Source organism: Bacillus sp. 007/AIA-02/001, assembly GCF_004634455.1.
GTDB lineage: Bacteria > Bacillota > Bacilli > Bacillales > Bacillaceae_G > Bacillus_A > Bacillus_A cereus.
In genome coordinates, this window is record NZ_SEIY01000001.1 from 959,625 (window position 1) to 972,107 (window position 12,483).

Below are 12,483 nucleotides of genomic sequence, written 5' to 3' on the forward strand. Positions count from 1 at the left end.
TGAATGAACATGATTCTTTATGAAATATGTTATAATGAAGAAAGACTCCTGAAATAGGAGATAAGAGTGTCCGTGAAATGCGACATATATGAAAATAGATTATCATGTAAGAATTATGGAGGAAAAGTATGACTCAATATACGCCTATGATACAGCAATATTTAAAGGTTAAGGCAGATTATCAAGATGCCTTTTTATTTTTTCGCTTAGGCGATTTTTATGAAATGTTCTTTGAGGATGCTGTAAAAGCAGCTCATGAACTTGAAATTACATTAACGAGCCGAGATGGCGGTAGTAGTGAACGTATACCAATGTGCGGTGTACCGTATCATGCGGCTAAAAACTATATTGAACAACTTGTTGAAAAAGGATATAAAGTAGCTGTTTGTGAGCAAGTAGAAGATCCGAAAACAGCTAAAGGTGTAGTACGTCGTGAAGTAGTACAATTAATTACGCCAGGAACGATGATGGAAGGGCGTACAATTGATGAGAAAGAAAATAACTTCTTAGCCGCATTAACACATTTTGAAGATGGATCATATGCATTAGCTTGTAACGACTTAACGACTGGACAAAATACAGTAACGTTATTGACTGGTTCAGTAGAAGATATTTTATTAGAAGTGTATGCAACTGGTTCGAAAGAAATTGTTGTTGATTCTTCATTTTCTAAAGATGAACTAAACAAGTTAACTGAAACATTGAAAATGACGATTTCGTATGAAGATGCAACGGCAATTCCGGAAGGATTAGAACATCTTGTGAAAAATGTTTCACAAGCAAAATTAATTAAAGCAGTTGGACGTTTATTTAACTATGTAATAAGAACGCAAAAACGTTCTTTAGATCATTTGCAACCAGTAGAAATTTATTATACGAATCAATTTATGAAAATTGATGTACATTCAAAGCGAAATTTAGAACTGACAGAAACACTTCGAACGAAAGAAAAAACAGGATCACTATTATGGTTATTGGACAAGACGAAAACAGCTATGGGTGGTCGTATGTTAAAACAGTGGATGGAACGTCCACTTATACAAAAAGAAAGAATTGAAGAGCGTTTAGAAATGGTTGAAACGTTTGTAAATGATTACTTCTTACGTGAAGATTTAAAGGAAAAGTTAAAAGAAGTATATGATTTAGAACGCTTAGCAGGAAAAGTTGCATTTGGTAACGTAAATGCAAGAGACTTATTACAATTAAGACGTTCATTGCTTCAAGTACCAGCTATTTTAGAAGCAATTAGTTTGTTAGATAACGCTTATGCATCGAGATTAATTCAAGGTGCAGATCCATGTGAAAGCTTAACAGAATTACTAGGAAGAAGTATTCAAGAAAACCCACCGCTTTCGATTAAAGATGGAGATATTATTAAAGATGGTTATAATGACAAGCTTGATCAATATCGTTACGTTAGTAAAAACGGGAAAACGTGGATTGCTGAGCTTGAAAAAAGAGAACGTGATATTACCGGAATTAAATCGTTAAAAATCGGATACAACCGTATTTTCGGTTACTACATTGAAGTAACGAAAGCGAATCTTGCAGCACTTCCAGAAGGTCGCTATGAGCGTAAACAGACGCTTGCTAATGCTGAACGTTTCATTACAGATGAACTGAAAGAAAAAGAAACGTTAATCTTAGAAGCTGAAGAAAAAATTGTACAGCTAGAATACGATTTATTTACAGCACTTCGTGAAGAAGTAAAAGTATTTATTCCGAAATTACAACATTTAGCGAAAGTAATTAGTGAATTAGACGTACTGCAAAGTTTTGCGACAGTTAGTGAAGAAGAACAGTTTGTAAAACCTGTACTGACAACGAAGCGCGAAATCTTTATTAAAGATGGTCGTCATCCTGTTGTTGAAAAAGTATTGAACGGGAAATTGTATGTACCGAATGATTGTATTATGCCAGAGAATATGGATGTCTTTTTAATTACAGGGCCGAACATGTCTGGTAAAAGTACGTATATGAGACAATTAGCACTTGTAACGGTTATGTCGCAAATCGGTTGTTTCGTACCAGCAACAGAAGCAGTATTACCTGTATTTGACCAAATCTTTACGAGAATTGGTGCAGCGGATGATTTAATTTCAGGTCAAAGTACATTTATGGTCGAAATGTTAGAAGCGAAAAATGCAATTGCAAACGCATCAGAAAGAAGTTTAATTTTATTCGATGAAATTGGACGCGGTACATCTACGTATGATGGTATGGCACTTGCACAAGCGATTATTGAACATATTCATGACCAAATTGGTGCAAAAACGTTATTCTCTACGCATTATCACGAATTGACGGTGTTAGAAGAGAGTTTAGATCAACTGAAAAATGTACACGTTTCAGCAATTGAAGAGAATGGAAAAGTAGTATTCCTTCATAAAATTCAAGATGGAGCAGCTGATAAAAGTTACGGAATTCACGTTGCGCAACTTGCGGAGCTTCCAGATAGCTTAATCGCTCGTGCGAAAGAAGTGTTAGCACAGCTAGAAGGACAGGAAGAAATTATTATTCCAAAGCGAGTAGAAGTGAAAGTAAAAGAAGCTGCTCCAGAACCTGTAGTTGTAAAAGAAGAAATAGCAGAAATACAGGAAACGAAAGTAGAGACTGAAGAAGAATCGCAACTATCTTTCTTTGGAGGAGAACAGTCTTCGAAGAAACAAGAAAAGCCTCTGCTAGATCAAAAAGAAACGGCAGTACTGGCGCAAATTAAAAAAATCGATTTACTTGATATGACACCTTTAGAAGCGATGAACGAATTGTATCGCTTACAGAAAAAGTTAAAGAAAGGATGAGTAAGTAGATGGGGAAAATTCGCAAACTCGATGACCAACTCTCTAACTTAATTGCGGCAGGGGAAGTAGTAGAGCGCCCTGCTTCAGTCGTAAAAGAACTTGTGGAAAATTCTATCGATGCGAATAGTACATCTATTGAAATCCACTTAGAAGAAGCTGGGTTATCGAAAATTCGTATCATTGATAATGGTGATGGTATTGCAGAAGAAGACTGTATCGTCGCTTTTGAACGCCATGCAACGAGTAAAATTAAAGATGAAAACGATCTGTTCCGCATAAGAACACTCGGTTTCCGCGGTGAGGCATTGCCAAGTATTGCCTCAGTTAGTGAATTAGAGTTAATTACTAGCACAGGTGATGCGCCTGGTACACACCTTATTATTAAAGGTGGAGACATTATAAAGCAAGAGAAGACTGCGAGCCGAAAAGGAACAGATATTACAGTACAAAACTTATTCTTTAATACACCAGCACGTCTTAAATATATGAAAACCATTCATACAGAGCTCGGAAATATTACAGATATCGTGTATCGTATTGCAATGTCACATCCAGAGGTATCGTTAAAACTATTTCATAATGAAAAGAAATTGCTTCATACGTCAGGTAACGGTGATGTAAGACAAGTACTTGCATCGATTTACAGTATTCAAGTTGCGAAGAAGCTTGTTCCAATTGAAGCAGAATCTTTAGACTTTACAATTAAAGGCTATGTAACATTACCAGAAGTAACGAGAGCATCTCGTAATTATATGTCAACGATTGTAAATGGTCGTTACGTTCGAAACTTTGTATTAATGAAAGCAATTCAGCAAGGATACCATACATTACTGCCAGTTGGCCGGTATCCAATTGGTTTCTTATCGATTGAAATGGATCCAATGCTAGTTGACGTTAACGTACATCCAGCGAAATTAGAAGTTCGTTTTAGTAAAGAACAAGAATTGCTAAAGCTGATCGAAGAAACATTGCAAGCTGCATTTAAAAAAATACAGCTTATTCCAGATGCAGGTGTAACAACGAAGAAAAAAGAAAAAGACGAAAGTGTGCAAGAACAGTTCCAGTTTGAGCATGCGAAGCCGAAAGAACCATCTATGCCGGACATCGTTTTACCGACTGGCATGGATGCAAAACAAGAAGAACCGCAGGCTGTGAAACAGCCTGCGCAGCTTTGGCAACCACCGAAGCAAGAATGGCAACCACCACAGTCGCTCGTGAGAGAAGAACAAAGTTGGCAACCATCCACTAAACCGATAATCGAAGAGCCAATTCAAGAAGAGAAATCGTGGGACAGTAATGAAGAGGACTTTGAACTAGAGGAATTAGAAGAAGAAGTTCGGGAAATAAAAGAGATTGAGATGAACGGGAATGACTTACCACCGCTTTATCCAATTGGACAAATGCATGGAACATATATTTTCGCTCAAAATGATAAAGGATTATATATGATTGACCAGCATGCCGCGCAGGAACGTATTAATTATGAATACTTCCGTGATAAAGTAGGAAGAGTAGCGCAAGAAGTACAAGAGTTACTTGTACCGTACCGTATTGATCTATCTCTTACTGAATTTTTACGTGTCGAAGAGCAGTTAGAAGAACTAAAAAAAGTCGGGCTATTTTTAGAACAATTCGGCCATCAATCCTTTATCGTCCGCTCGCATCCAACATGGTTCCCGAAAGGACAAGAAACAGAAATCATCGATGAAATGATGGAGCAAGTTGTTAAACTAAAAAAAGTTGATATTAAAAAGTTACGTGAAGAAGCAGCCATCATGATGAGCTGTAAAGCATCCATTAAAGCGAATCAATATTTAACGAACGATCAAATATTTGCTTTACTGGAAGAACTACGTACAACAACAAACCCGTACACATGCCCGCACGGAAGACCAATTCTTGTGCATCATTCTACTTATGAGTTGGAGAAGATGTTTAAGAGGGTTATGTAGAGTGAATAGATTACATATGAAAAGGGAGCAACATTTACTGTTGCTCCCTTTTCATATGTAGATTTAATTGTAAACGAGAATATGGTGGAGTAATTTTGTAGTGTATTTCTTGGTTGCGTTAACTTAAATTTATCTATGTATAAAAAAGCGCTGTATACAGCACTTTTTAAAAGGTGCATGAATTGTATCATTACTAACTAAATAACTATGCATGGCCAAATGTTGCTTCTTATTTAGCCAATTGTCATAAGGATCTATACAATTACTTATTTTTATTATTATTAATTTTTTCAGTGTATAGAACTTGCTCTTTATAGTGCTTCTTAATTGGGAAGTTATGTGTACCTGTGCCGTTCTTGAATTTTTTGTCAATGGGGTTCTTTAGAGGAACTGTTGTAGTTTCAGTAAATTCATATGGGTAATTTATTTTAGATTTATCTTCAAACATGAAAATGCCTCCTTTTAGGATCTCCTAAATTCTTTACTATAACATGATATGCATATAGATATTTTTTGGACTAGTTATTTATATAGGTTAATGGAATTTAATTACATAACTACTGAAACATTTTAAAGGAAAACAATTTGAGAAAGAAATGGTATGAATAGATGTTGGCTCCTATTGTTGTTTTTTGTTTGACAGCACAGTGAATTGCGCATATAAATTCATTATAGATTGTTTTTATAATATGGTTTATATGGGGTTTTCCTGATAATATAATGTGGAATATTATAGTGTTATTAGGTTATTAGGAACATTTAATGCTGTTTCATAACTGAAAGGGAATTGAAAAAAAACTGAAACTTTTCTCATAAAAATTCAATCTAACTTGAAAAATGAAAGGAAAATGAAATTTTCCAAAAGATATTCTTTGTTAAGATAAAAAGCATACATACAAAAAGCATTGACATATCTTAAAAATGTATTTTCAAGATATAGTGGGGGAAAAGATGAGATTAGAAAAACAATTAATAAAAAAGGTGTATTATGAAACATTCCTAATGGAGAATGAAACAAAGTCAATTCTTGACGTACTTGGACAAGCTTATGTAAACGAAGAACGAAATGAGATTTCTGATGGGTCTTATATTCGTTTTGCACAAGGTGAATTTTATTATCGTCATCAAGATTTTGAAGCAGCTATTTTTAAATGGGAGAAGGTTAGTAATGAATTAGCACCATGGGCACAAAAAAATATTGCGGATGCTTATTTCGAACTTAATCAATTACCATATGCTGAAAATATTTATACTTCCATTACTACTGATAATAAAATATTGATGACCGAAATTAGATTACAACTACTTTCTCTTTACATTGAGCAAAATAATTTTGATTCAGCTTTCGGTGTTATTAAAGAAGCAGTTTCTTTAAATCCTGATTATCCGAACGTCACAAAAATTGCCCGTTCCTTTTATGAGGAACAGCAAGATTTTGATAGTGCAGTAGAGCTTGCTGTGAATGAGTTAATTCGAATAGAGTCGTATCCGTGGTTTGAGGTGTTAAAAGGATATATCGATAAAGGGTTTACTAAACATATTTCACCAGACTATTTTTATGATGCATTAGCTACATTAAATAATGTAGATCAAGTACAATTTACACAAATGGTTTCATCACTTTGGAACAGTTATAAAGATGAACCAAATTATTTATTATGGCTTAATACAATAAATGAATTTTTCTTACATATTGAAATACATTCGTCCGATATATGGAACAAAGTTTCTGCTCTTTACGAAGAAACGTACTTTACATTAATTCAAGGTCAATATACGCTTAGACAATTAGACGATATCATACCAAATCTGTTAGCAAACTGGTTAAAGGTAGTCAATCCATCTTATGCTGTATTTCCATCTGCAGCTGTATTGGCATGGGATGAGATTTTCCCTTCCAAAATAGATTCAGCAAATATAGAACATGCGGAAAACTTACTGTCACATTCTATTAATCATGTAAATGGCTTAGAGTACAGCTTACACCTTTTTGAATCTATTACACAGTGGGCACAAAAGCAGAATATAGAAATAGGTCACCGATTTAAATGGTTAGTTGACGAGCTCGCAGATTTAAGAACAAATCGTATTTTAGTAACGGGAACTTCAGGGAACGGAAAAACTACATTTATTAACTCTATATTAGGAGAAAATATATTAGAAAAATCAATTTCAAATGTAGTAGTTTTAAAAAATGATGCTCATATAGAAATAAACGCTATAACAGACTCAGCAATTACAACAACGGAAGATATTACTGATTACCATAATATGATGTCTCAGCACCATCAAACATATAGAGATAGAGCGTGTGTTGAATTTAAATTACCATGCAGATTTTTAAATGAAAATAAACTTACATTTGTAGTGACACCTGGCTTTAATAGAAATAACGACACTAGAGATGAGATATTCGAATATTTAAATTCTGTAGACGAATTACTGTTCGTATTGAATGCGGATTCACCTTTTACTGATAAAGAACGTGACATTCTATTAAGTATTCAAGAACATACGCCAAATTTACAAATTCATTTCTTATTAAATAAAATCGATAACATTTACAGTGAAGCAGAAGTGAAAAGGGTATTACATGATACGGCAACGAGAATAAATACATATTTTCCGTATGCGAGAATTTTCCCTTATTCCTCGTTATATACAAGTAGTCAACAATTAAATGGTTTAATCGAGTTTATTCATTTTAACTTTAATCATAAAAATATCGATGCAGAACGTACTGAAAAGTTATTATTTTTCATTCGAAAAACAATTACATATCTTTTGGAGAAACGTGTTGAGAAAGAAAATAACCTGGTGGATGCTATTAATTGGAATGAAGATATGCTAGTGAAACTAAACGGTAGCATTAATAACCTTACTGCATTTGAAAGGGAAAAAATTCATTTCATTACACAATCATATCGTTCAATGAAGACTGAAATTACAAATGATCTTACCGAAAATATTCCGAAGATATTAAAGAGCTGTTCTAATTTAATTAGTGAAGAAAGTGATTTCGGGCACATGGATACGGAACTAAATAAAGCAATGAATGAAAGAGTGCATAAATATTTAGAACAAACTGTATTACCTAATCTTGCTCTTTCTATGCAAAATTGGATTGCAACTTCTAATAATGAGCTTCTTCAAAGTCAAACGTATTTAGAAGAACTTAGTGAAGGGCTTAATTCACTATTTGGAGAAAATAAAATACAGTTAGAATGTGACTTTAAAGTGCTTGATGACTGGCGCAGAGATACTGACAGGATGACGACTAGAATACAAATGGATGAAGTAAATATTTTACGTCGATTTACGCCAGCACAATTTTTACTAAAAAGTGCCGGTAAATTATTTGGAGTTCTTCCTAAAAATAAATCTATGCTATATAACAAATATAAACAGTATGTAGAAAATGAAGATTATACTGAAGTAACGGCTTCTATTATGAAGAAATTTTTCTTGCAATTTGAGCTGTTTGAAAACACACAAGAGAGGGATATTCATATATTCTTTAGGAATCCATTTAACTCCTTAAAGCAAGCTGTAGAAAATACGCAATTAGAAATACAAGAAAAACAAGAGATGTTACATAAAATGAAATCAAATCCTGAAGTTTATCATGATTCTATCATGCTCTTTGAATTGAGATTGCGTCAATGTGAAGTAATTTTAAATATAGGTGATGATAATACCTATACAGATGTAGCTTTAGAAACAAGTGTAGAATAAAAGTAAAAGGGAGCAACTGTAATAAGTTGCTCCTTTTTCATATAGATTATTTTTCTGTTTCTTTAATTTTAGTTTGTACTTCGCCAGTTTTAATTTTATTGCTTTCTGAGAAACGTAATAAATCGCCTTCAATAATTTTGTCAGACATTCGTAATTCATTTTGTGCACGTTTAATGAGGGCTTGAGCTTCTTTTTTTGGTAAATCTACAATTTCACCTGTTATACGGTCGTAGAAAGTGTTGTTTTTGTATGCATACTTATCTGTAACGAAGCTACCATCACGTAAAACAACAAAGCCAGTATATTCATCTGAAAACATATCATGGCCAAAACGGATATCATTCGTAGAATCAACACCTAATAAATTTAGAATCGTAGGTTTCATATCGATTTGTCCCGTAGGCTTTGAAATAGTTTGACCTTCTGTTTGTCCAGGAATATGAATATATAAAGGTGTACGTTGTAAATTTAAAGTATCAAATTCTGTTATTTGATCTTTTTCTAAAAACTGTGCCATTGCACGATTATGTTTTTCGGAAATTCCATAATGATCACCGTATAACACAATAATAGAATTATCGTAAAGCCCCTCGGCCTTTAGACGTTCAATAAATTTTTTAATGGATTCGTCTAAGTAACGTGCTGTTACGATGTAACGATCAAATACGCCATTACCAGAGTTGTATGGTTCAATGAATTTTGTATCTTCATCATACGTAAATGGATAATGGTTTGTTAAAGTAAGGAAACGAGCATAGAATGGTTGATTAACAGTTTTTAATATATCTACTGATTGATCAAAGTATTCGATATCTTTTAATCCCCAATTTAAATTTGTTTCTGGTGTAATTTTGTAATCAAGCTCATTATAGTAACGATCATAACCAAGAGCAGAGTACATGATATTACGATTCCAAAATGTTGCGTTATTCGCATGGAATACAGAAGTGAAATAACCTTGCTGACGTAAAATTTCTGGAGTTGCAGTATAATCATTGTTACCGTGTGTGAAGAATACAGCTCCTCGATTTAATGGATACAACGACGTATCGATTAGAAATTCTGAATCGGATGTTTTCCCTTGACCAGTTTGATGGAAAAAGTTATCAAAGTAATAACTTTCATTTATGAATTCATTTAGGAATGGTGTAACTTCTTGCCCGTTCACTGATGCGCCTATTAAGAAGGTCTGCAAGGATTCAAGAGTGACGACAATTACGTTTTTTCCTTTCGCTGCACCAAACATATTAGGGTTTGGCTCGCTGTGATTTGCTTTTACGTAGTTTTCAGTTTCTTGTAATTTACTACTATCAGCAAGTGCTTTTTGTGACCCAGCTTTTACTTGCAGTGTTAAGTCATATACTTGGTGAGTATATAAGCCTAAATTTTTGACAAGCATGACTCGGTCGAATGATCTTGTTAATAATTCAGGGCGCTCTTTTTCTGCAAGATGTAGATTCGCAAAGAATACACCAATCGTTAAAAGAAAATATAACAAGCGCGTAGAATGAGTTACACGTTCTGTTTTAAAGACCAATGATTTCTTTTTTAATAAAATAAAGAAGAAAACAATGTCTACGAATGCGAGTATAATTTTGTAGTTTAATATTTCTATAATACTGCCGCCTAATTGGCCAAAGTTTGAGGTTTGTCCAAGTACTGGTAATGTAACGAAATCACTATAAAAATCATAGAACATTACATTTCCAACAAGCACGATTGTTAATAAGAAATTAATACAGAGCGCTATATAATTTCGCTTTTCACCAGTTGCAAATAATGCTAATCCAACAAATGCTAATGATGCGGCTAGAGGGCTAATAAACAAAATGAGCTCTTGCGTTGAAGACTCGATTTTTAAATCAAAACTGAATCGCGTAATAAGATATGTTTTTAACCATACTGCTAAAGCCATTATTATAACAAAACTTATATTTTGCATTTGTAAATTTATTTTGTTCTTCATTTTTACACCTTCTTTATATAATTTATTTAACTAAAGTTACATATTATGTTTTTATAACTATTAGACTGTAATGAACCATTTAGACTTTGTTTTCTAAAGGGAATAATTTGAAGTATTCATATATATACAATGGGGATTTTTAAAGCGTAGTAGCATAAATATAACTCTTTTTTGAGAAACAGGCAGAAAAAGTCATAGTTGTAGTGAAATTGACTTATAGACATCCTACCATATTAAACACTATGATGATGTTACAAAATATCGAACAAATAAAAGTGAAAATGGATAGAGACTTTTAAAACTGTTGACATTCAATTTATTAGAATTGAATGCCAATCGTTTTAAATATACAGTTATATTACATATGTATTTTGTAAAATCCCGATTTTTTGTCGGTTAATCATTAGCAGGGAAGGATAGGGGTCTTATTAATATACTTTTACTATATATAAGTAAAGTGTTTTGAAATTGAAAATATTTGACTGATATTTTAATGATAGAAATTAAATGTCAGATAAGTACTTTCCAACATACAGACCACTTGCAGCTGCTTGAGATAATGAATGCGTAACGCCTGAACAATCTCCAATTAAAAATAGCCCATGTATACTAGTTTCAAAATGATTATTAATTTTTATCGTAGGAGCATAGAACTTTCCATCAATTCCATATAGTAAAGTATGTTGATCGATAGGCTCCTGTATAAATTGTTCTAAGCGTAATAAAAATTCTTTTAGCCCTTCAATATATGATTGAGGAATTTCTTGATTCAAATCTCCATAATCCCCCTGTAGTGTAGGCTGTATACGATTATGCTCCATGCTGTTTTCCACCGTAGGTTGTTTCTTTAGTAAGTCCTCTAAGCGCTGTATAACAATCCGATCTCGTCCTTGGTTAATACCTTCAATAATTGAACTTGCGTATGCATTTGCTTCTTTGAGAGTTGGAAAATAGCGAGGAATAAATAAAGTGAAATTTAAGTTAGAAGTGCCAGTTCCTTGTTCCCGAAAATTTTGACCGTCAGGCATAACTAAACCTTCTTCGTACTTTCGAATGATGCGGCCTTGTGGATTCATACAGTAAGTAGTTGCTGTGAAATGCTCACCTTGATAAGAAAGTTTTGTTTCAAAAGTATCTTTTAATATAGAACGTAATTGATGTTCTTTCATTTCTACTCTAATTCCTAAATCTACACGTGTTTGCTCCTGAGAAATATTTAGGGAACTGCATATTTCTTTTAACCAATCGGCCCCAGAGCGCCCAGTTGCAAATACAAGTTGCTTAGTTTGAACTGTTCCTTGATTTGTCTCTATTGTAAAATGATCTTCCTGTTTCAGAATATGTTGTACATCTATATGAAATTGGATCTTTATTTTCGTCAGTAAAAATTCATAGAGCTGCTGAAAAATGTTACTGGAAAGTGTAGTACCAAGATGTCTTACTTCTGTTGTTAGCATTTGTAAACCACACGCTTCAGCTCTCTTAGTGAGACTTGAATTTTCAGTAGAATATTTTGAAACCGAACTTCCACCAAACTGACATAGAATTTCATCTACTTCAGCCATGAGTTGTATAAAACCCTCTTTACCGACTTTTTTCTCAAGTTCTCCGCCAAATCCGTTTGTATAATTAAATTTCCCTTCAGATTTTCCTAAACCACCAAACCCGAAATATTTATCACATGTAGTACAATTACACACTTTTCCTTCGTCTAAAGGACAATGGCGATCTTCTAGCGCTTTACCTTTATCAAGAATTAAAACTTTTTTGTTACTTTTAGCTAGTGAATAAGCCATAAAAATGCTACTTACTCCAGCGCCGATAATTGTAACATCATACATATTCTTCCACCTGCTAACGAATAGTTTGTTTTTTATTTTTCTAGTGTATAACAATTTTATAAAGTTAAGAAATAGCTTTTATTAATAAAGTGGGAGTTTTTGAACTTGATGCTTTATTAATTTCTACGAGTGGCGGAGTAAATACAAAAATTTTTATTTGAAAGAAGAAATAGTTTAAAAAATAACTA

The 12,483-nt window shown here is 33.3% G+C and carries 6 protein-coding genes; 3 read left to right on the top strand and 3 right to left on the bottom strand.

Translation table 11 applies throughout. The features are described from left to right. Window positions 1-128: 128 nt before the first annotated feature. Window positions 129-2,801 carry a DNA mismatch repair protein MutS gene (gene mutS, locus ES895_RS05150; RefSeq protein ID WP_000196025.1) on the top strand — a complete coding sequence of 891 codons (2,673 nt, stop codon included), beginning with the start codon at window positions 129-131 and terminating at the stop codon, window positions 2,799-2,801. An 8-nt stretch (window positions 2,802-2,809) separates the two neighbouring features. Next, entirely contained in the window at window positions 2,810-4,753 is a 1,944-nt protein-coding gene (gene mutL, locus ES895_RS05155; protein WP_000516463.1) for a DNA mismatch repair endonuclease MutL, read from the top strand. Between the two features lie 262 nt (window positions 4,754-5,015). Here mutL and ES895_RS05160 read toward each other — a convergent pair whose 3' ends face one another. Beyond that, on the bottom strand, window positions 5,016-5,201 hold the full coding sequence (locus ES895_RS05160; protein ID WP_000461138.1) for a hypothetical protein: 186 nt from the start codon (window positions 5,199-5,201) through the stop codon (window positions 5,016-5,018). 503 nt (window positions 5,202-5,704) lie between these two features. On the opposite strand from ES895_RS05160, the gene ES895_RS05165 reads away from it, so the two are divergent. Further along, window positions 5,705-8,488: a dynamin family protein gene (locus ES895_RS05165; RefSeq protein ID WP_061654843.1), complete on the top strand. Its 2,784-nt coding sequence runs from the start codon at window positions 5,705-5,707 to the stop codon at window positions 8,486-8,488. Between the two features lie 46 nt (window positions 8,489-8,534). On the opposite strand, the gene ES895_RS05170 is transcribed toward ES895_RS05165, so the two are convergent. Both ES895_RS05170 and ES895_RS05180 read right to left on the bottom strand, forming a co-directional pair. Further along, entirely contained in the window at window positions 8,535-10,454 is a 1,920-nt protein-coding gene (locus ES895_RS05170) for an LTA synthase family protein (protein ID WP_135238178.1), read from the bottom strand. Window positions 10,455-10,957: 503 nt separating this feature from the next. Continuing rightward, the gene (locus tag ES895_RS05180; RefSeq protein ID WP_000272401.1) at window positions 10,958-12,295 is read right to left on the bottom strand and encodes an NAD(P)/FAD-dependent oxidoreductase; all 1,338 of its coding nucleotides are present in this window, start codon (window positions 12,293-12,295) and stop codon (window positions 10,958-10,960) included. Window positions 12,296-12,483: the final 188 nt, after the last annotated feature.

What these genes read in the sequence shown, in the direction of transcription:
- ES895_RS05170 (WP_135238178.1), bottom strand. Translation starts at nt 10,454, where the DNA reads ATGAAGAACAAAATAAATTTACAAATGCAAAATATAAGTTTTGTTATA.
- mutL (WP_000516463.1), top strand. Translation starts at nt 2,810, where the DNA reads ATGGGGAAAATTCGCAAACTCGATGACCAACTCTCTAACTTAATTGCG.
- ES895_RS05160 (WP_000461138.1), bottom strand. Translation starts at nt 5,201, where the DNA reads ATGTTTGAAGATAAATCTAAAATAAATTACCCATATGAATTTACTGAA.
- ES895_RS05180 (WP_000272401.1), bottom strand. Translation starts at nt 12,295, where the DNA reads ATGTATGATGTTACAATTATCGGCGCTGGAGTAAGTAGCATTTTTATG.
- mutS (WP_000196025.1), top strand. Translation starts at nt 129, where the DNA reads ATGACTCAATATACGCCTATGATACAGCAATATTTAAAGGTTAAGGCA.
- ES895_RS05165 (WP_061654843.1), top strand. Translation starts at nt 5,705, where the DNA reads ATGAGATTAGAAAAACAATTAATAAAAAAGGTGTATTATGAAACATTC.